The sequence below is a fragment of the uncultured Bradyrhizobium sp. genome, assembly GCF_947648125.1.
GTDB lineage: Bacteria > Pseudomonadota > Alphaproteobacteria > Rhizobiales > Xanthobacteraceae > Bradyrhizobium.
In genome coordinates this window covers 457,707-480,671 of record NZ_CANSMR010000001.1, presented here as the reverse complement: position 1 = coordinate 480,671, position 22,965 = coordinate 457,707, and the positions used below count along the sequence as shown (strand labels likewise).

Sequence of the window (22,965 nt, the reverse complement as noted above, 5' to 3'; positions counted from 1 at the left end):
GGGAAGTGGCTCAACAAACGATGATCATCTCTGTACGCACGGTGTTGGCTGCGGCAGTTCTGGCGGTGATGCAGTTCGGCACCTCGTGCGATGCGGAGACCATCCGCGTTGCAGCGCAGAAGACCGGAACGCTGGCCTGGGAACTGGCCGTCATTCGCTCCCATGGTCTCGACAGGAAGGCCAATCTGTCGATCGATGTCGTCGAGCTCGCTAGCCCCGAGGCCGGCAAGATCGCGCTGCGCTCCGGCTCGGCCGACGTGATGGTGTCGGACTGGCCCTGGGTGTCGCGCGAGCGCTCGCTCGGCGCCAAGCTGCAGTTCTATCCCTATTCGAGTGCACTGGGCGCCGTGATGGTCCCGGCCGCCTCGCCGCTCAAGACGCTGGCGGACCTCAGGGGGCGCAAGCTCGCCGTTGCCGGCGGCGCGATCGACAAGAACTGGCTGCTGCTGCAGGCCGCATTGAAGCAGGACGGCGTCGACCTGAAGTCGCGGGCGACCATCGTCTATGGCGCGCCACCACTGCTGGCCGCCAAGACCCTCGGCGGCGAGATGGACGCGACGCTCAACTACTGGAATTTCTGCGCTGCGCTTGAAGCCAAGGGCTTCCGCCGGCTCGCCGGCATGGAGGAGATCCTGCAAAAGCTCGGCAGCAAGGGCCGCATCGCGATGATCGGCTACGTGTTCGACGAAGCCTGGGCCAGCGCCAACAAGGATCTGGTGGCCCGCTTCATCGCCGTGACGCGCGCCGCGAAGGAGATTCTGGCGACCTCGGATGCCGAATGGGATACGATTGCGCCGCTGACCGGCGCGGGCGATGCCGCAACCCTGCATGCCTATCGCGACCGATACCGGGAAGGCATCCCGCGCCGTCCGATCGCTGACGAAGAAGCGGATGCACGAGTGCTTTACCGGGTGCTGGCACAACTTGGCGGCCGCGAGCTCGTCGGCCCGGCAACCGAGCTCGATCCCGGCACGTTCTATCAAGCGATCCCGGGAGACTAGCGGTGCTGCGCCTCCTGTCATTCGCGCTGTTCATTGCGACCTGGTGGATTGCCTCGCTCTTGATCGGCGACGCAAAGCTGCCGGCGCCGCCGGCAGTGCTGTCTGTTCTCGCCGCCGAGGCGCGATCGGGCGCGCTGTTCGTCAACCTCGGCGCAACGCTGGCGCGCGTCGCGCTGGCCTTCACCCTCGCCATGGCGCTCGGCTCGGCGATCGGCTATCTGATGGGCCGCGTGTCGCTCGCCAATCGCCTTGGCGACCCTTGGCTGATCCTGCTGCTCAACCTGCCTGCGCTGGTTGTCATCGTGCTGGCCTATATCTGGGCCGGGCTGACCGAGGTCGCCGCGATCACGGCCATTGCCATCAACAAGCTGCCGACCGCCGTCGTCACCTTGCGCGAGGGCGCCCGCGCGCTCGACCCCGCGCTCGACGAGATGGCAACGGCGTTTGCTTTGCCGCGCGGCCGTGCCTTCCGGCACGTGGTTCTGCCTCAACTTGCGCCTTACATTGCGGCCGCTGCGCGCTCCGGGCTGTCGCTGGTCTGGAAGATCGTGCTGGTCGCCGAATATCTGGGCCGCCCCAACGGGGTCGGCTTCGAGATCGGCGTCGCCTTCCAGCTGTTCGACATCCCCCTGCTGCTCGCCTACTCGCTGAGCTTTGCAGGGGTCGTGCTGGTCATCGAGACCCTGATGGTGCAGCCGTTTGAAGCGAGGCTAACGCGGTGGCGGCTCCGTGCAGCTTGAGGTCAAGATTACAGGCAAGAGCTTTGCCAGCGCGGCCGGAAAGCGGCACGACGTGCTCGACAACGTCACCTTCACGTTGAACGCCGGCGAGGTTGGGGTGCTGTTCGGACCGTCGGGCTGCGGCAAGAGCACCCTGCTCCGGATTCTCGCCGGGCTCGACACCAACTACGAGGGCCATGTCGCGCGCTCCCCCGGCATGCGCCTCGGCATGGTGTTTCAGGAGCCGCGGCTGTTGCCCTGGCGCACCGTAGAGGAGAATGTGCGGATCGCCGCTCCGCATGTCGACGACGCCACGCTGTCAGCGCTGTTCGAGGTGCTCGAATTGAGCGTGCACCGCAACCACTTTCCCGGTGAGCTGTCGCTCGGCCTCGCCCGCCGCGTCGCGCTCGCCCGCGCCTTCGCCATTGAACCGGATTTCCTCATCCTCGACGAGCCGCTGGCCTCGCTCGACAATGCACTTGCGGGACGGTTGCGCGACCAGGTCGCCACGCTGGTCGCCAGCCGGAAGATGATGACGCTGCTGGTCACCCACGATCTCGACGACGCAGTCCGACTCGGCGACCGCCTGTTCTTCCTGTCGCCGCGACCGGCCCGAATCCTTCACGTCGAAACCATCGCCGCGCCGCGCTCGGCGCGCAGCGAACCAGAGATCGACGAAATCAAGCGGCAGCTCTCACAGTTGGACCTTGCAAATATGTGAGACGCCGTCATCCTCGGACGAAAACGTGAGGAGAGATTGAATGTCGCGTGCGTTGATCGCTGTCGGTGTTGCGTTGCTTGTGCTGCCGGCCACAGTGCTCGCCCAAAGCAAGGGCAAGGGCATCCGGCTGTGGAATCTGACCAGCACCACGATCTCGAGCTTCGAGCTGTCGCCGGCGGGCAAGAACGAGTGGGGTCCGAACCAGACGCTCAACGACAAGGACAAGGAAGTCGACCACGACGAACGCTTGCGGATCACCGGCGTCGAGCCCGGCCGCTACGATGCCAAGGTCGGCTACAGCGGCGCCAGGCAGTGCTTCGTTCGCGACATCGAGATCAAGGCCGATGCGGTGTTTTCAGTGTCCGACAAGGACCTGAAGGACTGCAGCAAATAGCAGCTAGCCCGCCGGCGGCTTGCCGTCCGCGCCGGCGCGATCGTTGCTGTGCGGATATTCGCAACGCCATCGCACCGCGGTCCATTTCGGATGCTCGCCGACCCATTGCGCGATGTAAGGCGGCGCGGCCATGGCGCATTGCTGCAGCGAGCCGTTCCAGTTGAACACCAGATGCTGCTCCTCGCAGGTGGCGGGCGACAGCACGGCACATACGGTGACGATCAGATCAATCGGGTTCATGCATGAAACCTCGCGGGCGTCCTCAAAAGATAACATAAGCGCTACGCCCGCAGCAGCCGGAAGTTTCAATTCCGTGCGAGATCAAGCGGAACTTGGCGGTCACGGCCCCGCATGCACGCCGACCTGACCCGAGCCGGCACCTGTGAAACCGGCGCCTTGCCGTCAGTTCATTTCGTCAATAAGCTGGTTCCCAACAACTGCTAACAGGCTGATGGCTCTTACGGAAACCTCCTGGCGCGGCGTCGCGGTCGCGGTGTGCTTGCTGGCGCTCGCCGCCGGCGCTTGGCCTCTCACGGGTCAAGTCAGGCGCGCAGCTGCGGAGCCGCAGCCGGACAAATCGGATTCGGGCCGCACGGAGCCTTCCCGCACCGCAAACAGCGACCAGGCAGCGGTCAAGCTGACGCCCAGCCAGCAGGGACAGATCGGACTCGAAACCGCGGTTGTGGAAGCCGCCCCGCATCCTGAGCAATTCCGCGCATACGGTGCAGTGCTGGACATATCCCGCATTACCGAGCTCGCCAACAGCTACGCCAATGCGCAGGCTCAAGTCCAGACAGCGCTAGCCAAGCTCGAAGTCGCAAAGAGCGCATTCGACCGGACCAAGAATCTCGTCGACTCCGCCGCGCTCCCGAAAAAGGAAGCCGAGACCGCAGAGGGAACGTTGCGGACCGACAAGGCCGCGCTTGCCGCAGCGGAATCGCAGCTCAGGACTCTCGCCGCAACAGCACAGCAGGAATGGGGGCCGGTGATCGGCCGCGGAATCGTCGAGCGCTCGCCCGCCGTTGTCAGGCTGATCGAGCGCGATCAGTTTCTGGTTCAGGTGACGCTGCCGCCCGGCGTGAGTGTCACCGGAACTCCAGGAGCGGCTCTGGCGCAAGCGCCGACGCGAAATGCGAATATCGATCTCCAGTACGTCTCCCCGGCAACACGCACCGACCCCCGTATTCAGGGATTGAGCTACTTCTTCTCAGCTCCCGGCGACAGCGGCCTGCTGCCCGGCATGAACACCACTGTCTATGTGCCGTCCGGCAACACTTACGAGGGCGTGTTCATTGAAGATACGGCGATTGTGCGATGGCAGGGCCGATCGTGGATTTACCTGCGCGTGAGCCCCGACAGCTTCCGACGGCATCCGATCAGCACGGATCAGCCGGTCTCGGATGACGACTACGTCGTCCGAGACATCCCATCGGGATCCGAAATCGTAGTCCGGGGCGCACAGGTCTTGCTGTCCGAGGAGGCCAAGAGCCAGCTTCGGGGCGGCGATGACAATGACTGACGGCATCGGCTCCAACAGGTCCGGGCCGCAAGCCGCGCTCGTCGCGTTCGCCGTCCGCTTCCGTGGCATCGTGCTCGCGCTTTCGTTCGCGCTGCTCGGCTATGGCCTGTTCACGCTCGGCGAAGCCAAATACGGAGTCTTCCCCGAATTTGCACCGCCACAGGTCGCGATCCAGACCGAAGCGCCGGGCCTCAGCCCGGAGCATGTCGAAATTCTGGTCACACAACCGATCGAAACGTCGATCAACGGCTTGGCTGGCGTCGAAAGTCTGCGCTCGTCGTCGATCCAGGGCCTCTCCGTGGTGACGGTGGTCTTCCACCCGGGCAGCGACATCTACCGGGCGCGCCAATTGGTGACGGAGCGTCTCGCGGTCGTGGCCGCGCGGCTGCCACAAGGCGTGCAGCCGCCGTCGATGACACCATTGACCCCGCTGGCCGGTACGGTGCTGGTCATTGGCCTGACGTCCGACCAGCGCTCGCTGATGGATTTGCGCACCGTTGCGGACTGGACGGTGGCAAGACGGCTTCTGGCCGTACCGGGCGTGGCACAAGTATCCACCTACGGCAAAGATGTCAGGTCTCTGCAAGTGCAGGTCCGCCCGGACGACCTGATCCGGTTCCGGGTCGGCCTGAATGATGTACTGGCCGCCGCGCGCAAGGCCACCGGTGTACGAGGCGCCGGCTTCATCGATACCGCCAATCAGCGCATCACGCTGCAAACCCAGGGCCAGTCTTTGACGCCCGACCAGCTTGCCCGCACCGTTCTTCTGCACGAGGGCGGCGCAAGCGTGGTTCTCGGCGACGTCGCCACCGTCGTGACCGCTCCCGAGCCACCAATCGGGGCCGCCCTCATCGACGGCGTGCCTGGCGTCATGCTGATGGTGAGCCAGCAATACGGCGCGAATACGCGAGAGGTCACCACGCGGGCGGAAGCCGCCCTGCAAGAACTGCGACCTGGCCTTGAAGCCGACGGAGTTCGGCTCCATGCGGATATATTCCGCCCTGCCAATTTCATCGACGCGGCGACCGAGAACGTGCTCAACGCCTTGTTGATCGGCGGGGTGCTCGTGGTCGTTGTTCTGTTTCTATTTCTGTTCGACTGGCGCACCTCGATCATCAGTTGCACTGCCATCCCCCTATCGTTGATAGCGGCCGTGCTCGCACTGCAATGGATGGGTGAAACGCTCAACACGATGACGCTGGGCGGCCTCGCAATCGCGATCGGCGAAGTCGTCGATGACGCCGTGATCGGCGTCGAGAATGTCGTACGTCGATTGCGCGAGAACCGCCGGGCAGCGGCGCCGAGATCGGAGGCTCGCGTCGTGCTCGAGGCATTCCTCGAGGTGCGTACCGCCGTTGCCTATGCGACGTTTGCGGTGCTGCTGGTCTTCTTTCCGATCCTGGCACTCTCCGGCATTGCCGGCCGTCTCTTCGGCCCCCTGGGCATCGCCTACATCTTCGCCGTGCTCGCCTCGCTCGCGGTCGCCCTTACGGTGACGCCGGCGCTCTCCATGCTGCTCCTCGTCGGAAGGACCGGCGGACAGCGCCTGCATGAACCGCCGGCGGTGCGGTGGTCTCGTCGGTATTACCAGGCGTTGCTGCGTCGTATCGGCCGTTATCCGAAGCTGGTGATGACGGCGGCCGCGGCTTTGACGATCGCCGGCGCGGCGATCCTGCCATTCTTCGGCGGGACCTTCCTGCCCGACCTGCGGGAAGGCCATCTGATTCTGCACGTCTCCGCGATCCCCGGCACCTCGCTCGACGAATCGCTTCGTATCGGCAAACTGATGACCGATACGCTCCGACAAATCCCGGGTGTGCGGAGAGTGGCGCAGCATGCGGGCCGTGCCGAGGCCGGCATCGACACGGTTGGCCCGCATTCCAGCGAGTTCGAGGTCGACCTGGAGCCGGGGCTCTCGGGTCGGGCGCAATCCGCAGCAGAGGCCCGCATCAGGACCGCTCTTGCCGACTTCCCCGGGGTTTCCTTCTCGAGCAAGACCTACCTGACGGAACGCGTCGAGGAGACCGTCTCCGGCTTCAGCGCGGCGGTGGTCATCAACATCTACGGGCCCGATCTCGATTCACTCGAACGCGCGGCGCGCGACGTCGCGCGAGAACTGGATGAAGTCGCGGGCGCCGTCGACGTGCAGCAACGGTCCCCGCCGGGGATGCCGCAGGTCAATGTGACGCTTCGCCCGACCGATCTGCAGCGCTGGGGGCTCGATGCGGTCGAAGTGCTCGAACTGATTCGCACCGCCTATCAGGGCGATGTCGTCGGCCAGGGGTATGAAGGCAATGCCGTCTTCAATGTCATCGTGATCCTCGACGCGCATGCCCGCGCCCGACTGACTCAGATCGGTGACCTACCGGTGCGCACGCCGAGCGGCGCTTATATTCTGTTGAAGCAAATCGCCGACGTCTACGAGACCTCGGGCCGTTATCAGATCCAGCACCTGAATGCGCAGCGCGTTCAGACCGTAACGGCGAACGTCAGCGGACGCGATCTCGATTCGTTCGTGGCCGCCGCCAAACGCAAGCTGGCCCGCGAGGTCACGCTGCCGCCCGGTGCTCGTGTCGAATTTGCCGGAGCGGCCGAGGCCCAAGCCCGCTCGCGGCACGATCTCATCGTCAACACTTTGCTGGCCGGGACAGGAATCGTCATTCTGCTTGCGATGGTTACTGGCCATTGGCGAAATCTGCTGCTGGTCATGATCAACTTGCCATTTGCCTTTGTCGGTGGCGTGTTCGCTTTGGCATTGACCGGTGGCCTGCTTTCGCTCGGATCGATGGTCGGCTTCGTGACGCTGTTCGGAATCACGCTGCGCAACTCCATCCTCATGATCTCGCACTACGAGCACCTCGTCCTCGTCGACGGTCGCGTGTGGGGACTGGATACCGTGATCGAGGGCGCAGCCGACCGTCTCGTCCCGATCCTGATGACGTCTCTCGTAACCGGCCTGGGATTGCTGCCGCTCGCGATCGGCGCAGGAGAACCGGGACGTGAAATCGAGGGCCCGATGGCGATCGTCATCCTTGGGGGCCTGATGACTTCGATGGCACTCAGTCTGCTGGTGCTGCCTACCCTCGCGCTTCGATATGCGCGTTTCAAGAACCGCTCCTAGGCACTCGCAAGGCGCGTGACGATCTGAACCGGGTTCGCTTCACAAGCGGCAGCAGCCCCGACCAGTCATTGGCGCAGCACAGTCCGGCAATGGACGGTTGAGCTTTTGGGCGGATTGTCGAAGCCGGCTGAGATGCGGCTCTGCGTGACGAGACCGGAGCGATCAATTCGACAGGCGCCCAGAGATCGAAAGACCGGTCGACGCTGCCACGGCTTCGACGGCGTCCGCCATGGAAGCCGCGGCAGGTCGTCAGGTGGTCTTACTTGCGCGCTGCGCAGGCGTACATGTTGATTTCCATGCCGACCGGCACTTCAACGATCTTCGGTGTTTTCCAGGCCATTTCCTTCTCCCAAGTATATGTTGGCGCAAGCGTCGCGCCGCGCGGCAAGCTAGGGCTGGCCATTCCAGGGCGCAAGCCGGCCGGGTAAGGACCCGACTTCGCTGCTGGACATGCCGAAACGGACGACGGCTCGCTGACGTCCGTCCGGCCTTGAAACGGCTGGGAAACCCCGACGCTGATCTGTCAGGCATTTTCCGGCTTCCGGACGGCGACGCACGGATAAGCAGACCCGATTGCGCCGGCCGAGTCTTGCCCAAGAGCGAAATCGCAACTTTTTTTGTTATGCGCGGAATCCAGCACCAATAACCAGAATCCGCCCGGCGAGATGCGCAGGCACCGACCTATTTGAGCAGGCGCAGCAGCGCCCGGCCGGCGCGCGACTTCAACTCCTTCGCATCCAGCGTTCCGTCATTGTCGGGATCGGCGGCCTTGAAGCGCTGCTCGACGACCGCGAGATACTCGTCGAGCGTCAGGGTGCCGTCGTGATCCGGATCCGCCATCTTGAGCTCTTTCGCAGTCAGCCGTCCGCGCAATTCACGCACATCGAGCGTGCCGTCGTGATCGGAATCGAGCTTCGCGAACAGATCGGCGGCAGCCTTCTTGGCTTCGGCAAGGTCGACCGTGCCGTCATTGTCGGGATCGAGCATCTTGAGCGCGCTGCGACCGCCCGATGCGGCCAGAGCAGGACCTGACAGCACGGCCATGGCCAAAGTCAAAGCAAGCGATCGGCGCGAAATCATCATTCGTCTCCCTTGAGTGCCGCTCCGGCAAAGATACCGGCCCACCATAGCAGCTTCGGCGAAGCTTCCCACAGCTAGTGCAACCCGCGAGACCAGTCGGGTTTCGGGTGGAAAGAAACTTCCTCACGGATCATCTGTGGTGCTCGGATGGCATTGCACCGGAACGAGCGAGGTGACCCATGAGCGGCATTTGCAGGACCACGTTGGGCTGCCTCGTTGCGCTCGGTCTGACCGCGCCCGCGTCCGCGCAGAACAAGGCCCCTGCCCCATCGGCAGAGGTTGTCCAGCAGCGCACGCTCACCGGCAAGGAGCGGCTTGGACGCAAATGGACCGACGAGCAGCGCATCGACAATTGCAATGTGCCGCCGGACAAGCGGGGCACCAAGCCGCGCCCGAGTGCCTGTCCGCATACGCCGTCTAGCTGATCGAACCGTTCGCGCCGCGGCATAGCGGCGGGTCACACATGGCGTTGTGTATTCCACGTGGCGGTAAGCTACGGGCGCATCAGCGAAAACCTGAGGCTTTCGACCGGCCTCTCGAGGCTGCTGGGGTTCGTTCACGTTTTCGTATTGACCCGTTTTGGTTTCGGGGGGATGGTTCCGTCCGCAACGTCAGGAATAGGCGTGCGGGAAAAGGTTCATTGGGAGGATATGATGAGACGCATTGCGCTGGCCGCAAGCCTCGTGATTCTTGCATCTTATGGTGCAAGCGCTCAGACCAACGAGCAGTTGGTCAAGGGTGCGACTGATACATCGAACGTTCTCAATTATGGAATGGGCTACAATCTTCAGCGCTTCTCGACGCTGAACCAGATCAACAAGGACACCGTCAAGAATCTGGTCCCGGTCTGGAATTACAGCTTGAACGACGACCGCAGCGAGGAATCGCAGCCGCTCGTCTACCAGGGCGTCCTTTACGTCACCACGCACAACGCGACGATCGCGATCGACGCCAAGACCGGCAAGCAGATCTGGAAGACCAAGGTCGAATATCCCGCCGAGACGCCGCGTATCGTCTGCTGCGGCATCATCAATCGCGGCGCGGCTCTGTATGACGGCAAGCTGTTCCGCACCACCCTCGACGCCAATGTGATCGCGCTCGATGCCAAGACGGGCAAGGAGCTGTGGCGCGAGAAGGCCGCGGACATCAAGGAAGGCTACTCGATGACGGTGGCGCCGCTGGTCGCCGATGGCGTCGTGATCACCGGCATCTCCGGCGCCGAATTCGGCACCCGCGGCTTCATCGACGGCTGGGATCCGGCGACCGGCAAGAAGCTCTGGCGGACCTACACGATCCCGACTCCGGACGAGCCCGGCGGCGATACCTGGAAGGGCGACACCTGGAAGCTGGGCGGCGGATCGACCTGGATCACCGGCTCCTATGACGCCGAACTGAACACCGTGTATTGGGGCATCGGCAATCCCGGACCGTTCAACTCGGCGGTGCGTCCGGGCGACAACCTCTACACCTGCTCGGTGCTGGCGCTCGATCCGAAGACCGGCAAGATCAAGTGGCACTACCAGTTCTCGCCGAACAACCCGTTCGACTATGACTCGGTGGCCGAGATGGTGCTCGCCGACATGAATGTCGAGGGCAAGCCGACCAAGGTACTGATGGATGCCAACCGCAACGGCTTCTTCTACGTGCTCGACCGCACCAACGGGAAGCTGCTCGCGGCCAATCCTTATGTGAACGTCAACTGGGCCACCGGTGTAGACCTGAAGACCGGACGGCCGATCGAGACCGACGTCGTCAAGGATGCACGTGACGGCAAGAAGGTCACGGTCTATCCGTCGATCCTCGGCGGCAAGAACTGGGAGCCGATGTCGTTCAATCCGCAGACCGGCCTCGCTTACGCCAACACGCTCGCCTTCGGCGGCAAGTACAAGTCCGAACCGGTGACGTTCAAGCAGGGCGAATGGTATGTCGGCATGGACCTCACCGATCCCTGGGAATGGGGCACCGGACCGCGCGGCCATCTCAAGGCGATCGATCCGATGACCGGCAAGGCGAAGTGGGAAGTGCCAAGCGACATTCCGCGCTTCTCCGGCGTGCTCTCCACCGCCGGTGGCGTGGTGTTCTCCGGTCAGCTGACCGGCGAATTCGAGGCATTCGACGCCGATACCGGCAAGAAGCTCTGGCAGTTCCAGACCGGCTCGGGCATCGAAGGACAACCCGTGACCTGGCAGCAGGACGGCGTGCAGTATGTAGCCGTCACCTCGGGCTATGGCGGCGTCTATTCGCTGTTCTCGGGCGACGAGCGGCTTGCCAAGGTCCCACCCGGCGGCTCGCTGTGGGTTTTCGCGGTCAAGAACTGAGCGCGGAGCACACGTGACTGAAAGAGTAACTCTGTTGACGGCGGCGATCTTCGCCGCCGTCGCGGCGCCCTTGATCACGTTGATCCCGGCGGCCGCACAGCAAGCCAGTGCAATCGACCTTCAGGGTCAGGCCGACCAGGGCAAGGTCACTTACGCCAAGAACTGCTCGCATTGCCATGGGCCCAACATGGTCAACTCCGGCACCATCACGCCGGACCTGCGCGCGTTTCCCGACGACAAGACGCGCTTTGTGACCACCGTGAAGCAAGGCAAGAACGGCAAGATGCCGCCCTGGGCAGATATCCTGAGCGAGCAGGAGATCGCCGACGTCTGGGCCTTCCTGTCGAGCCGGAGGACTCCATGAGAGCGCCCGTGAGAGCCGTCCTGGCGGGCGCAGCGACAGCTTTGCTTGTCGCCATGACGGCGGCAGCGCATGCCGCCGACGCGCCGCTCAAAGTATGCCTCGATGAGGATCTGCCGCCGTTGTCGGCGCATCACCGCGGCAAGCCGGATGCCGGCTTCGATGTCGCGCTCGCGCAAACCATCGCCGAGCGGCTCGGACGGCCGCTCAAGATCCAGTGGTTCGAGAGCAAGCTCGACGAGGATTCGAGCCCCGCGCTGGAGGCCAATGCGTTGCTGTCGGACGGGCGATGCTCGCTGGTCGGCGGCTACGCCCTCACCACGGACTCGCTGAAGGCGCCGGGTGTCGCGACAGCCAAGCTGCCGGACTTCGATGGCGCCACGCGCGACGATCGCCGCCGGCGGATTCCGATCGGGGTGCTGGCGCCAAGCCAGCCCTACATCTATTCACCGATGACCGTCGTGCTCGGCCCCAAGGCCCGGGACCGGCTCAAGGACCGCAAGGTCACCGATATCGGCGATCTCGCCGGCCTTCGCCTGACGATCGAAAGCGGCACGCTGGGCGATGCCATCCTGATGACCTTCGACAAGGGAAAGCTGATCGAGGACATCACCCACCTCGTTCCAGGGCGTAGCGATCTCCTGGGAGAGCTCGAACGCGGTGAATTCGACGCCACGCTGCTCGACCTGCGCCGGTTCGACGCCTACCGCGCTGATCATCCCGACACCAAAATCACCGCCTCCGGCTACTACTATCCGATCGGCGCCAACCGCGGCTACGTCGCGCTCGAAACCGACAAGGCGCTGCTGGAGGCCGTCAACAAGGTGCTCGCCGATCTGCAAGCCAAAGGCACCATCGCCGAGCTTGGCAAGGCAGCTAGCCTCACCTGGCTTCCCCCGCGCGAGCCGATCATCCTCGGCGATGTCTGGCTGAAGATCCTGAACCGCTGAGCCGCTCGCCGCGGCCACGCTATTTCAGATAATTGGCCAGGTTCATGCTCTGGATCTTGGCGATCGCCGAATAGGACGCCGTCAGCTGCGCCTGGTATGTCGACAGCTGCGCTGTCACCGCCGCGACGTCGACGCTGGTGAGGTTGGTCGACAGGGTCTTCGCAAAATTCTGGTAGTCGCTCTGGTTCGTGCTGGCGGTCTCGATCTGCGACGCCGCGGTCGAAAGCTTTGCCTGCACCGTGGATGTTGCATCCAGCGCAGTGCTGGCGAGGTCGAGCGCCTGCGAGATATCGCTCGACGACAACGTCGTGCTGTTGCCGACGTATTTCAACAGCCGCATGACCTGCTCGAACGCAGGATTGTCGGCGGTGACGCCGTAGGAAACCGACTGGCTGTCCGAAACACGCACCGACGCGATCTCGCTGTCACCCTTGTAGTAGCCGGTGTCTGATGTCGTCAGCGATCCGGTGCCGGTGTCATAGCTCGACAGATCCACAGGCGCAGCGTCGGTGCGGGCGCCGCTGAAGACGTATTCGCCGTCATACTGGGTGTTGAGCAGCCCCTGCATCTGCGAGATCGCCTGCTGGGCATAGTTGATCACCGATGCCGTCGCTGTGCTGCTGCCGGTCGTGGCGGCGCTGAGCTGGGTCCGAAGCTGCGTGATGATATCGGTCACCGAACCGACCGCCGAATACATCGCCTGCACCTTGTTGTCGGCAAGATTGCTGGCATCGATATAGGACTGGGCGCGCGTCACCGAGACCTGCAAATTGATCACGCGCCCGGCGCCGGAGCCGTAGCCGCCGAAATCGTCGGATTGCAGCCCAGAGGACTCCTGCACCTGCTCATTGGCCATCACCGACTGCACGCGCAGCGCGCTCGATATCATCTGCTCCGATTGCGCGAAGGTAGCAACACGCATCATCATGACAACGCCCTCACACTCAGGCTGCGCTCATCGCGGTCATCAGCGCCGAGAACATGGAATTGATCGTCGTAATGATCTGGGATGCGGCAGCGTATTTATTCTGCAACGCACTCAGATTCGCGCTTTCCTGGTCAATGTTGACGCCGGACTGCGACGACAGCGAACTCGCATAGGTCGACTGCGCGGTCTGCTTGGATGTGTAGGTTGCCGACGCCTGGCTCGCCTTGCCGGCGACGCTGGCAACGATCGCTGCCGCATAGTCTGTGAAAGAGCCGGTGGTGGCGCCCAGCCCACCCGCCATCGCGAAGTTGGTCGACCCCGTGAGCGCGCTCGAGAGCGCGTTCACCACCGTCGCCGAGCCCGACGACAGCACCGAGTTTCCGACCGTCAGGGTGGACGACGCATCGAGCGTCGCCGTCGGCAGCGTCGCCGTGCCGCTCGGGATGTCGGCGCGCACCGCGATGTTGGAGGCGCTGGTCCCCGTGATCAGGTCGTTGAGCCCGAAATACTGGGAAAATCCCTCACCGCCGACTGAACTCGTCATCTGGTTGATGGCGATGCCATTGCCCGACCCGGTCGCCGAGATCGATAAATGTCCGTTGGCGTCGACCGATGCCGATACGCCGGAGATGGTGTTGATCTTGGCGGCAAGGGCCCCGACCGTGGAATACGCCGATAGATCAATATCCTGATACGATACGAGATTGCCGCTCTTGTCGGCGACTGCGATACGCACCGTGCCGGTGCCTGCGAACGATGTCGAATTGCTGACAGTCGCCGTACCGGTCAAGCTCGTCGGCGGCGGCACCGATGTGCCCTGGTTCGATACCGCATTCACGCTCGAGGCCAGCTGTTGGGCAAGCTGGTCGAGCTGCGACTGCGCGGCCGGCAAGGTCTGGTCGCGCAGGGCAATCAAGGCGCTGACCTTGCCGGAGGAGACCTGCGAGGTGATGTCGACCCCGTTGACGGTGATGCCGCTGAAGCCGCTCGTCGCCGATCCCGCGGTATACGTTGTCGACGCCGTGACGCTGGGCGCCGCTGTATAGCTCAGCGGGTGTGCCGTGCTGTCGACCAGCGCCTGCCCGGAACCGGTATAGACCTGGAGATCTCCGCTCGACGTGGTGAAATAACTCACATTCATTTGCGACGCGAGGTCCTGCAGCGCGCTGTTGCGCTGGTCCTCGAGATCGGCGGTCGGCTGGCCTGCGGCCGCCTCCTGCTTGATCTGCTTGTTGAGGTCGGAGATCTGCTGCAGATCAGAATTGATGTCGGTGACCGACGAAGCGATATCCTGGTCGGCGTTGGAGCGCAGCTTCTGGATGCCGCTCGAGGTCTGCTGCAGCTGATTGGTGACCGCCGCGAGCGCGCTGACGGCGTTCGATTGCAGCGAGGCGCTGCTCGGGGTGCTGGCGAGCGAGGACAGCGCCGATTCGAATGCCGCGATCGTGTTGGCCAGCGAGGTGCCCGTCGTGGAACTGCCGCTGCTCGACGTGCTGCCATAGAGCTGCTGGAGCTCGGTCAGATAGTTGTTGTTGGTGTCGGCGGCGCCGAGATCGGAATTGGCCCCGACCAGCGACTTCAGGAGCAGCTTGTCGACCGCGCTGGTGATCCCCGAGATCGTGACGCCAGTGCCGACACCGCTGGTGACGCTGCTGCTCTGGTTGGCGGTCTTCTCGGTATAGCCCTTGGTGTCAGCATTGGAGATATTGGCCGAGGCTACGCTGATCTGCACCTGCGTGGCTGACAGGCCGCTGAATGCGATGCTTCGTGCAATATCGAGCGACGACATGGCCAACTCCCTCCGGCGACGGCCCGATCAGGCCCGCACGTTGGTGCCATAGGACATCGCGGATGTGACGCGACGGCCGCCGGCCCCGTAAGGCGATACGTTGGCGATCTGCTCGCGGATCGTCTGCATGATCGCCTCGATCCTGCGGTTGCTGGCATCGATCGCCGCGCGCAGCCGCATCACGTTCTCGTCCATCGCGACCCGGAGCTTCAGGATCCGATCCATCAGCTGCTCGCGCAGCACGCGATCCTGGACGTTGAGGTTGGCGGCCTTGCCGACGGCCTCCGCCACACACTGCTCGAACAGCGTCGCGAGGCGGTTCTTCTCGTCGACCTGTTTCAGCCGAGAGGCCGGCAGGCCCTTGGCGAGTTCGACGTTCTCCTCGTTCACGATCTCGATCAGATTGTCGATCAGCGCGATCAACGACCTGGCGCGCTCGTCATTGCCCGCGGGATTGATCTTGATGTTGCGTTCCGGTGTCATGTCATCGCTCCCGTTCAAGCTAGTGTCCGCGACGCAGGGCGCGAACCGATTGTGCGCTGCGCCCATACGCGGTGATTGCCGTTACCCGGACCGAGGCCCGGTTGAGTTCCTGGTCGAGCCGCGCGCATTCGCGCATCAGCAGGTCGCGCAATGCTCCGACGTCGTCGAGCAACGCAGTGAGTTGCGCCCGATCGTTCGGCTGAACCGAGGCAGCCCTCGCCTTCAGCCGCTGAAGCCTGACCAGCAAGCGGTCATTCTTCGCTGCGGTCATCATCGCGACACCGCCGAAATCAGCGTGTCGAACATCTTGTTGACGGTGGTGATGACCTGCGACGCCGCCGAATAGGCCTGCTGCGCCGAGATCATGTTGGAGAACTGCCCGCTGGTGTCGGTGGTGCTCGATTCCAGCTCGCTGCCGTAGATCGTGCCGGCGCCGTTGGCCCCCGATGTCTGCAGCGTGGCGTTTCCGGAGGCTGCCGTCGCGGAGTACAGGCCGTCGCTGGCCGCGCTCAATCCGTTGGGGTCGCTGAAGGTTGCGACCGCAATCTTGTAGATCGCGATCGTCTGCCCGTTGGAGTAGGTCGCATCGACCACACCACCCTTGCCGATCGCGATGCTACTCAGCTTGCCGTAGGGAAGACCGTCCGACGTGATGCTGGTGAGATCGACGGAGGGCGTGGTCTGCCCCGACGAATATTGCGTCAGGCCGTCGGTCTTGCCGGCCGTACCGAGATTGAGCGTGATGGCCGTACCGTTGGCGGTGGAGCTATCGGCCGCGCCGTCCTTCCAGCCGGTCACCGAGATGGTCGGCGGACTCGGCACCGTCGAGTTAAGTGAACCATCGGCGTTGAAGGTGATCGCTACCGTATCGGTGATCGCGTTGGCGCTGACTGCGCTGGAGTTCGACGCAAGCTTTGGCTGCTCAAAGCTGGCCTGCCAGGCATTGTCGGCGGTCTTTTTCCAATCGATCTGGATCGTGCTCGCCGTTCCAAGCGAATCGTAGACCGTCATCGAGCTGTTGAACGTCGCGCCGATGGCGGCATCGGCCGGCAGGTTCGCCGCGACGGTGGTCTTGGTGGTGGCACTGCCGCTGGTCGAGGCCACCTGCGTGTTGATCGGCCCAAGACTCGCGGCCGACGCATTGCCGAGGATGTTGCCTTGCGCGTCGGTGCGCCAGCCCTCGAGGTAGTTGCCGTTGTTGACGAGATAGCCCGAGTTGTCGGTGGTGAACGCACCGTTGCGCGTATAGGAGGTGGTGCCGCCGGTCGTCGCATTGGTGGTGACAAAAAAGCCGCTACCCTGGATCGCAACGTCGGTGGCGTTGGTGGTCGCGGCCAGCAATCCCTGCTGGCTGATGTTGGCGCGGCCGGACACGTTGACGCCGCCGGACGTGTACGAGGTGGCGCTGTTCGACGCCGTCACCAGATCTTCGAACATCGCCGACGTGGTCTTGTAACCGGTGGTATCGGCGTTCGAGATGTTGTCGGAAATCATTGCCAGCGACTGGCTCTGCGAATTGAGCGCCGAGATCGCCGAGGAAAGTGCACCAGTAAGACTCATGATGATACTCCGGAAGCAATCAGGACGTGACGCCGATGATGTTGGCTGCGCTGACGGGGACACCGTTCACGAGCAGCGAAGGTGTCGAGCCGGACGCATCGATCCCGGTCACCGTTCCCGTCATCGTGGTGTAGCTGAGAAGCGAGTTTCCGGCGGAGTCGGTCGCGGTCACCTGGATGGTGTACTTGCCGCCATTGCTGAGCTGAGTGCCGTTCGTGGTCTGGCCATTCCAGGTGAAGGTGTTGGAGCCCGCCGTTCCGGTCCCCTTGCCGCTCCAAACCGTGTTGCCCGCGGAGTCCTGGATCGCGATCGCAACGTTGGAAGTGGCCGAAGTGAGCGAGTAGCCGAAGGTCGCCGAGCCGTTGGTCAGCTCTGCCGTGTTCGTCTTCGCCTCGACGGTGTGGCCGATATAGTTGACCGAGTTGAGCGTCACGAGGCTCGAGAACGAGCTCGCGAGCGACGTCATGCTGGCGTTGGTCGACTGCTGCTCGGTGAAGTTGGCGTAAGAGGTGAGCTGATTGATGAAGTCGGTCGTGCTGGTGGCGTTCAGCGGATCCTGGTTTTGCAGTTCGCTGACGAGCAGGTTGAGGAAATCGGTCGAGCTCATCCCCATCGACGCGCTGGTTGACGAACTCGACGACGAGCTCGAGGCGGCGGAGGCAGCAGCAGAGGTTGCCGAGGAAACGGTCATGACAAGGCTCTCTTCGTCGCGGGCTAAGGCGACGGAACGCGGTGGAACATTGGGATCGTGAAGTCGTTCGCAGATAAAACGGATGACGCGGCGATTTCAGGCGCGGATTCATCCGCGCGGAATCATTTGATTAATCGGCAGAATTTGCCGATCGGCCACGGCCCCGCGGCGCGCAAATGCGCATGCAGCCCAACCCGCCGCGGAAGGGCGCGGAGAACTGCAAAGGGAATGCGGAGAGCTTAGAGCGAGAGGCTGATTGGCAGATCCGGCTCGCCGAGCATCAATGCCGGCGGCGCCAGCGCGGGCAGCACGCAGAGGGCCAGCAACAGCGCACCCAGCACCTTGCCTTGCTGAGCGGAATCGCCTTGAGCCTGCGCATCGTTCGGCTGCTCCTCGGGGGAGGCCGGCCCCGAGGCCGGCTCTTGGGGCAGTTCCTGTTGGGGCAGTTTCGCCGCCGCGGTCACGATGCGGTCGAGAAGGCCCTTTGGCGCGCGAACCGGCGGCACCGTGAGCGCCCGGCGGACCGCGCTTGCCTGCTCATAGAGCGTCCGCGCCTCGGCCGAGGATGCGAGCAGCTGGACGGCAGCAAGACGTTGATCATCAGGCCAGCGGGACAGATCCTCCCCCAGCCGGTCGATCAGGTCTTCGAATGTCGCAACGTCCATCCCGCGCGCAGATCCAGCCTCGTCGCCAAGGCTGTCATAAAGCATTCGCGGGACGGCGGAAATCAATTTCCGCCGCCGTAGCGTCAGGTCCAGCATGGTGCTCACCGAGCGGCCTTTTTCCCCAACAGGACGCCCGCCCGAGCGCCCTGCCCCCTCCCGGCGAAACGGGGTTCGCCGTCCGATTCGCCCGCTCAGCGGCCGGTGGCTGGTTCGAGCGTCTTGCCGAGCGTCCTGGCCTTGGCGGCCTTGCCGGCGGTCGTCTCGACGAACTTCCAGGCGTCGCGGAGTTCCGTCAGGCTGGCGATGATGCGCCGGAAATTCTCCCTGGCGTGCGGCCGGCCGTAGGAGCGCAGGCATGCCATGATCAGGGCGTTGTAGGTCCGGAACAGGCGATCGGCCATCGCGCCGCCGCGGGTGACGTCGAGATGGTGGCTCAGTCCGCGCAGGATCGCAGTCGCCCGCGTCAGATAAGCGTGCCCTTCCTCGAAGCGCTTCGCCTCGTGCGCATCCAGCGCCTTCTGCAGCAACGTGATGGCGCCGTCGCACAGCATCACCACCGCCTTCAACGGCGGAACCGCCACCGCGGCGGATCGATAGGCATTATTCGCAAGGTAGGCCGTAGCATTCTGTGTCATTATTTGCTCGATGATGCGTTCAGGAGGGCACTCAGGTAGCCCAGCGTGTTGTTCGCGCTTTCGATGGCGGCCTGATAATTGGCGTATTGAAGCTGCAGCTGCGCCTTGAACGTCGCCGCATTGCTCTGGATGTCACTGACCTGGGACTGCAGATCGGTATCACGCGATTGCAGGTTGGTGATCATGGTCTGTAGCTGTCCGCTCGTCCCGGAGTTGGTTTGTGCGAGCTGATAAAGTTGTGCCGCAAGCCCGGACGATGACGTCACGGTGATCGATTGCGAGGTCGAGCCGGTGTAGGTGAATGCCATGCCGGCGTAGATCGTGCCCGAATTGCCGATGATGGAGTCGCCGACCACCGAAAAGCCGGAACTGTCGCCGCCGACCGAGGCGCCGGTCAGCGTGCCGGTCGAATCCACCGCGACGTCGAGCGTGAACGATTGCGGCGACGTGCCGGTGTTGACGACGTTGAGCTGGCTGGACGAGGTCGTCGTCTGCGCGGACAGCAGCTTGGTGACGCCGGCCAGGTTTTGCGTCAGCACGGTCGACAGCGTACCGGTGTCGAGCTGCAGCTCGTTGTTCTGGTTGAACGACAGGCCGAGGTCGGCCATCGTCATGCCGCCGACGGAGCCGCTGAGCACCTGCTGAAGCTGGGTCATGATATCGCGCATCGTACTGTCGCCGAACAGCACCGCGCTCGATGACGCCGTGCCGTCGGAATTCTGCGCGGACTGCGCGATCACCTGGTCGCGAAAAGCGTTGTAGTTGGTGACGAAGGTCTGCAGCGCCGAGGTGATCTGGCTGGTGTCGGTCGAGATGCTGATGTTCAGGCTGGTACCGCTCGGCGTCGGCTGCAGCAAATCGAACGTGACGCCCGAGAGAACGTCGGAAACATCGTTGGTGTTGCGGGTGAGCGCGATGCCGTCGAGGGTGAATTCGGCGGATTGCGCCTTCTGCAGCACGTCGGTGAACGCCCCCGTTGTGTCGGTGACGCCGAGCTTGTTCAGGATGTCGTCACCGGATGTCGATGAATAGGTGATGTTTGCGGCGTCCTGGGTTCCCGTCAGCACCATCTCATAGGACCCGCTCGATACCTGGACGATGGAGGCCTGGACGTTGGTGCTCGAGGTCTGGGCGTTGATGGTGTCGACGATATCCTGCATCGACATGCCGCTGGTGATCGAGATCGCCGTGCTACTGCCGCCGGCGAGGCCCAGCGAAAACGTCCCGGAATAGCCGAGTGCGGTCGAGCTGCTCGACTGCGAAGTGCCGATCACCTTCTGCGCGGTTGCGAGCTGGGTGATCTGGAGCGTGTGATTGCCGGTCGCCGAGCCGCTGTTGACGCTCATCGACAGTGCCGAGGAGGCACTGACGTCGCCGGTCGACGAAATCGTCGCCGAACGTGTGGCGAACGCATTGGTGGCGATCGAGTTGATGATCGACGTGCTGAGCGACGACAAGCCGGTTGCCAGTGTCGACAGCTCGGTCTGCAAGGATTGGTAGGCCGTGACCTTGGCCTGGTTCGCCGTAATCTTGGTGGTGATCGTGGTCGCCGCCGTGAGCTTGGCGTTGACTTCGGCATCGATCAGGGCAGTCCAGTCGATACTGGCCGAATTGGTCGTGCCTGTCGTCGTCACCGTGCTGGCAGAGCTGGCGGCACTCGACGATGTCGTGCCTGATGTGCTCGAGGTGGCGCTGCTAACCGTCATGTCGACGCCTCCGCCGTCGTGAGAATCGGGCCGGCAAGATGCCGGCCCGATCTATCGTTCGAATTAGCCGAGCAGCTTCAGCAGGTACTGCGGCATCTGGTTGGCAGCGGTTTCCGCCGACACCGCGGCCTGGGTCTTCACTTCGGCCGACGACAGCGTCGCCTGCTCGGAAGCGATATCGACGTCCTTGATCGCCGAATTCGCGGACTGCAGATTCTGGGTCTGGGTCGAGATCGAGTCGGCGCTGAAGTTGAAGCGCGATTCCTGGGCACCGATCTCGGCGCGGGCGGACGACACCGTGTCTATCGCGCTGTCGAGGGCCGACATTGCGCTGGTGGCGCTCGACAGGCTGGAGACGTCGAGCGAGGTCACGCCGAGCGAGGACGCCGTCAGGCTGGTTAGCGTAATCGTGATGGTGTCGGCCGAGGTCGAGCCGACCAGCACCGAGACGCCCGAGGAGAACACGCTCGAACCATTGAGCAGGCTCTGGCTGCTGTAGCGGGTGCCGGAGGCGATGGAGTCGATTTCGCCCTTGAGCTGCGTGAATTCCGAGTTGATGTAGGCGCGGCTGGAGTCAGCCACGGTGCCGGAGGCGGACTCGGAAGCCAGCGACTTCATGCGAGCCAGGATGTCGGAGATGTTGGAGGCGCCGCCGTCGGCGGTCTGCAGGATCGAGGTCGCCTGCGCTGCGTTGGTTGCAGCCTGCTGCAGCGTCGTGATGTCCGAGGAGATGCGGGTCGAGATCGCGAGGCCGGCAGCGTCGTCGGAGGCGGAGGTGATGCGCGAGCCGCTCGACAGCTTCGACAGCGCGCTGGTTTCCTGTTGCGAGTTGATGTTGAGGTAACGGACCGCGGAGTTGGCGGCTGTGTTGGTGGAAATTGCGGGCATGAGTAGCTCCTGTGCTGATGGGGCATGGCATGCCGCATCGTGAGAAAGAGAGGTGACGCGGATCCAGCCCCCGTCCGACCGGTCAAACGGGTCGGCCGCCGGTGGTCAGGCGCGAAATCTTCAGAAGCTGGAATTTATGGTTAGCAGTCGGTAAACGCGCCGCGCAGGTCGCGCTCGTGCCGCTTGAGCAGCTCGCGCAGCTGTTGCCGCCCGCGCTTCAACAGCGACTCGACCGCAGCCACGGTCGTATCCATCACCTCGGCGATCTCGCCGTTGCTCATGTTCTCGTGGTAGGAGAGGATCACCGCGACGCGCTGCTGCTCGGGCAGCCGCTGCATCGCAAGCTCCAGAAGATTGCCGATCTCGTTGCGCTCGATGACGGTAGAAGCGTCGAGCTGCGTGTCGGCGACCTCGGGCACGACATCGACATTCTCGGTGCGCGGCTTGCGGCGCAGATCGATGCAACGGTTGCTGACGACGCGATAGAGCCAGGTCGAGAACTTGGCGCGGCCATGCTGCCAGCGGCCGCGATGCGTCCAGACCTTCAGCATGGTGTCCTGCACCACGTCTTCGGCATCTGCAGCGTTTCCGACGATGCGCAGCGCGATTGCGTAGGCGCGATCGACGTGGCGTTCGACAAGAGCACGAAACGCCGCCTCGTCGCCGGCGGCGAGGCGGTCGAGCAACTCCTTGTCCTCGTCCTGGATCTCGACGGTGTCGAGCGGGCCTGCATCGGCAACCGTGGGGACGTCGCTCCAGGCAGAAGTCGCTTCGACCGGCGCAGCCGTGGCCGCCGTGGCTTCCACCTCGACCGCTGCCATCACATCAAGCGCGTAACTCATCCGCCGCTCTCCAACCAACGCCGCAAGCACACATCGCATGCGGCTTCTGAGCGTTGAACGGAGGGGCCAGACAAACCAGGCGAACTTTTTTCGTTATTTTTCAAATGCTTAGCTGGATTTTTTTGCCGACCGCCCGGCAAAAGCTGCCGCTGCGCGGAAGCGCAGGCAGCAATTCTACGGAGTCTGGAGCAGTCGTTCAGCATCGCCTTGCATGCCCGCGGAAAAATTTCGTCGCGCCGGAAAACGCTGTTGTCACATCAACTAACGCCACGCGAACACATGCATGCGCGGAGCATGCGAGTGATCCATTGCCGTTGGTCGCCATCTTGCATTCGACGATTGCGACTAGGCAATTTTTTCCGAATCACCATTTCGACGTTATCGGATTTTTTGAATCTGTCAGTCGCGAAGCGCGCGTTTTCGAATCCCGCATCAACTTTTTTGAATCATCGCGCCTGATTTGTCTCACGCAGGCGTTCAACGCATGAGGACTGGCGGGAATTTTGCGCATGACGATCATGACGGTCGACGCAACGCGTCGAGCGCAGAATGTTTCTGCATGTTCATTCGATGTTTTCGATACATTTCTGTTGC

25 protein-coding genes are annotated in these 22,965 nt (G+C 63.4%); 11 read left to right on the top strand and 14 right to left on the bottom strand.

The annotated features are described in order from the left end of the window. Positions 1 to 68: 68 nt before the first annotated feature. The 4 genes from Q0030_RS02290 to Q0030_RS02275 are packed head-to-tail and all read left to right on the top strand — an operon-like array spanning position 69 to position 2,835. Positions 69 to 1,001, top strand: coding sequence for an ABC transporter substrate-binding protein (locus Q0030_RS02290; protein ID WP_298363225.1), 933 nt, complete (start codon positions 69 to 71; stop codon positions 999 to 1,001). A gap of 2 nt (positions 1,002 to 1,003) precedes the next feature. Continuing rightward, complete coding sequence (locus Q0030_RS02285) at positions 1,004 to 1,741, top strand: ABC transporter permease subunit (protein ID WP_298362823.1); 738 nt, start codon at positions 1,004 to 1,006, stop codon at positions 1,739 to 1,741. Beyond that, complete coding sequence (locus Q0030_RS02280; protein ID WP_298362820.1) at positions 1,731 to 2,441, top strand: ABC transporter ATP-binding protein; 711 nt, start codon at positions 1,731 to 1,733, stop codon at positions 2,439 to 2,441. The genes Q0030_RS02285 and Q0030_RS02280 overlap by 11 nt, the downstream gene beginning before the upstream one ends. Positions 2,442 to 2,481: 40 nt before the next feature. Continuing rightward, a complete protein-coding gene (locus tag Q0030_RS02275) occupies positions 2,482 to 2,835 on the top strand; it encodes a hypothetical protein (RefSeq protein WP_298362817.1) in 354 nt (117 codons plus the stop codon). Positions 2,836 to 2,838: 3 nt separating this feature from the next. Here Q0030_RS02275 and Q0030_RS02270 read toward each other — a convergent pair whose 3' ends face one another. Beyond that, positions 2,839 to 3,075, bottom strand: coding sequence for a hypothetical protein (locus Q0030_RS02270; protein ID WP_298362815.1), 237 nt, complete (start codon positions 3,073 to 3,075; stop codon positions 2,839 to 2,841). A 211-nt stretch (positions 3,076 to 3,286) separates the two neighbouring features. On the opposite strand from Q0030_RS02270, the gene Q0030_RS02265 reads away from it, so the two are divergent. Together Q0030_RS02265 and Q0030_RS02260 are read left to right on the top strand one after the other, a co-directional pair. Continuing rightward, positions 3,287 to 4,354, top strand: a complete 1,068-nt coding sequence (locus tag Q0030_RS02265; RefSeq protein WP_298362813.1) for an efflux RND transporter periplasmic adaptor subunit — start codon at positions 3,287 to 3,289, stop codon at positions 4,352 to 4,354. Then, positions 4,347 to 7,475, top strand: a complete 3,129-nt coding sequence (locus Q0030_RS02260; RefSeq protein ID WP_298362810.1) for an efflux RND transporter permease subunit — start codon at positions 4,347 to 4,349, stop codon at positions 7,473 to 7,475. Before Q0030_RS02265 ends, Q0030_RS02260 begins: the two co-directional genes overlap by 8 nt. A 259-nt stretch (positions 7,476 to 7,734) precedes the next feature. On the opposite strand, the gene pqqA is transcribed toward Q0030_RS02260, so the two are convergent. Both pqqA and Q0030_RS02250 read right to left on the bottom strand, forming a co-directional pair. Next, complete coding sequence (pqqA, locus tag Q0030_RS02255; protein ID WP_009031067.1) at positions 7,735 to 7,815, bottom strand: pyrroloquinoline quinone precursor peptide PqqA; 81 nt, start codon at positions 7,813 to 7,815, stop codon at positions 7,735 to 7,737. Between the two features lie 341 nt (positions 7,816 to 8,156). Further along, the gene (locus tag Q0030_RS02250; protein ID WP_298362807.1) at positions 8,157 to 8,555 is read right to left on the bottom strand and encodes an EF-hand domain-containing protein; all 399 of its coding nucleotides are present in this window, start codon (positions 8,553 to 8,555) and stop codon (positions 8,157 to 8,159) included. A gap of 179 nt (positions 8,556 to 8,734) precedes the next feature. Between Q0030_RS02250 and Q0030_RS02245 the strand changes: the two genes are divergently transcribed. The 4 genes from Q0030_RS02245 to Q0030_RS02230 all read left to right on the top strand — a co-directional run bounded on the left by Q0030_RS02245 (position 8,735) and on the right by Q0030_RS02230 (position 12,184). After that, on the top strand, positions 8,735 to 8,980 hold the full coding sequence (locus Q0030_RS02245) for a hypothetical protein (RefSeq protein WP_298362802.1): 246 nt from the start codon (positions 8,735 to 8,737) through the stop codon (positions 8,978 to 8,980). Between the two features lie 228 nt (positions 8,981 to 9,208). Beyond that, the gene (locus Q0030_RS02240) at positions 9,209 to 10,873 is read left to right on the top strand and encodes a methanol/ethanol family PQQ-dependent dehydrogenase (protein ID WP_298362799.1); all 1,665 of its coding nucleotides are present in this window, start codon (positions 9,209 to 9,211) and stop codon (positions 10,871 to 10,873) included. A 70-nt stretch (positions 10,874 to 10,943) separates the two neighbouring features. Continuing rightward, positions 10,944 to 11,237: a cytochrome c gene (locus Q0030_RS02235; RefSeq protein WP_298363224.1), complete on the top strand. Its 294-nt coding sequence runs from the start codon at positions 10,944 to 10,946 to the stop codon at positions 11,235 to 11,237. Further along, complete coding sequence (locus Q0030_RS02230; protein ID WP_298362796.1) at positions 11,234 to 12,184, top strand: transporter substrate-binding domain-containing protein; 951 nt, start codon at positions 11,234 to 11,236, stop codon at positions 12,182 to 12,184. The genes Q0030_RS02235 and Q0030_RS02230 overlap by 4 nt, the downstream gene beginning before the upstream one ends. Positions 12,185 to 12,203: 19 nt before the next feature. Here Q0030_RS02230 and Q0030_RS02225 read toward each other — a convergent pair whose 3' ends face one another. From Q0030_RS02225 to Q0030_RS02175, 11 genes are all read right to left on the bottom strand, one after another. Then, positions 12,204 to 13,112, bottom strand: a complete 909-nt coding sequence (locus tag Q0030_RS02225) for a flagellin (RefSeq protein WP_298362792.1) — start codon at positions 13,110 to 13,112, stop codon at positions 12,204 to 12,206. 16 nt (positions 13,113 to 13,128) lie between these two features. After that, the gene (flgK, locus tag Q0030_RS02220) at positions 13,129 to 14,901 is read right to left on the bottom strand and encodes a flagellar hook-associated protein FlgK (RefSeq protein WP_298362789.1); all 1,773 of its coding nucleotides are present in this window, start codon (positions 14,899 to 14,901) and stop codon (positions 13,129 to 13,131) included. A 27-nt stretch (positions 14,902 to 14,928) separates the two neighbouring features. Further along, the gene (locus Q0030_RS02215; protein ID WP_298362786.1) at positions 14,929 to 15,384 is read right to left on the bottom strand and encodes a flagellar protein FlgN; all 456 of its coding nucleotides are present in this window, start codon (positions 15,382 to 15,384) and stop codon (positions 14,929 to 14,931) included. A 19-nt stretch (positions 15,385 to 15,403) separates the two neighbouring features. After that, complete coding sequence (locus Q0030_RS02210; RefSeq protein ID WP_363323423.1) at positions 15,404 to 15,655, bottom strand: hypothetical protein; 252 nt, start codon at positions 15,653 to 15,655, stop codon at positions 15,404 to 15,406. After that, positions 15,655 to 16,944 (bottom strand): flagellar hook protein FlgE, encoded by a 1,290-nt coding sequence (gene flgE / locus Q0030_RS02205; protein WP_298362780.1) that lies wholly within the window; start codon positions 16,942 to 16,944, stop codon positions 15,655 to 15,657. Before flgE ends, Q0030_RS02210 begins: the two co-directional genes overlap by 1 nt. 19 nt (positions 16,945 to 16,963) lie before the next feature. Continuing rightward, a complete protein-coding gene (locus Q0030_RS02200; RefSeq protein WP_298362777.1) occupies positions 16,964 to 17,635 on the bottom strand; it encodes a flagellar hook capping FlgD N-terminal domain-containing protein in 672 nt (223 codons plus the stop codon). Positions 17,636 to 17,874: 239 nt separating this feature from the next. Next, entirely contained in the window at positions 17,875 to 18,396 is a 522-nt protein-coding gene (locus Q0030_RS40565; protein WP_363323422.1) for a hypothetical protein, read from the bottom strand. Positions 18,397 to 18,491: 95 nt separating this feature from the next. Then, complete coding sequence (locus tag Q0030_RS02190; RefSeq protein WP_298362774.1) at positions 18,492 to 18,935, bottom strand: flagellar export chaperone FliS; 444 nt, start codon at positions 18,933 to 18,935, stop codon at positions 18,492 to 18,494. Further along, positions 18,935 to 20,641 carry a flagellar filament capping protein FliD gene (gene fliD, locus Q0030_RS02185; protein WP_298362771.1) on the bottom strand — a complete coding sequence of 569 codons (1,707 nt, stop codon included), beginning with the start codon at positions 20,639 to 20,641 and terminating at the stop codon, positions 18,935 to 18,937. Before fliD ends, Q0030_RS02190 begins: the two co-directional genes overlap by 1 nt. A gap of 63 nt (positions 20,642 to 20,704) precedes the next feature. Next, the gene (locus tag Q0030_RS02180; RefSeq protein WP_298362768.1) at positions 20,705 to 21,529 is read right to left on the bottom strand and encodes a flagellin; all 825 of its coding nucleotides are present in this window, start codon (positions 21,527 to 21,529) and stop codon (positions 20,705 to 20,707) included. 140 nt (positions 21,530 to 21,669) lie between these two features. After that, on the bottom strand, positions 21,670 to 22,371 hold the full coding sequence (locus tag Q0030_RS02175; RefSeq protein ID WP_298362765.1) for an RNA polymerase sigma factor: 702 nt from the start codon (positions 22,369 to 22,371) through the stop codon (positions 21,670 to 21,672). Positions 22,372 to 22,475: 104 nt separating this feature from the next. Between Q0030_RS02175 and Q0030_RS02170 the strand changes: the two genes are divergently transcribed. Further along, the gene (locus tag Q0030_RS02170; protein ID WP_298362761.1) at positions 22,476 to 22,859 is read left to right on the top strand and encodes a hypothetical protein; all 384 of its coding nucleotides are present in this window, start codon (positions 22,476 to 22,478) and stop codon (positions 22,857 to 22,859) included. The last annotated feature ends 106 nt before the right edge of the window (positions 22,860 to 22,965 follow it).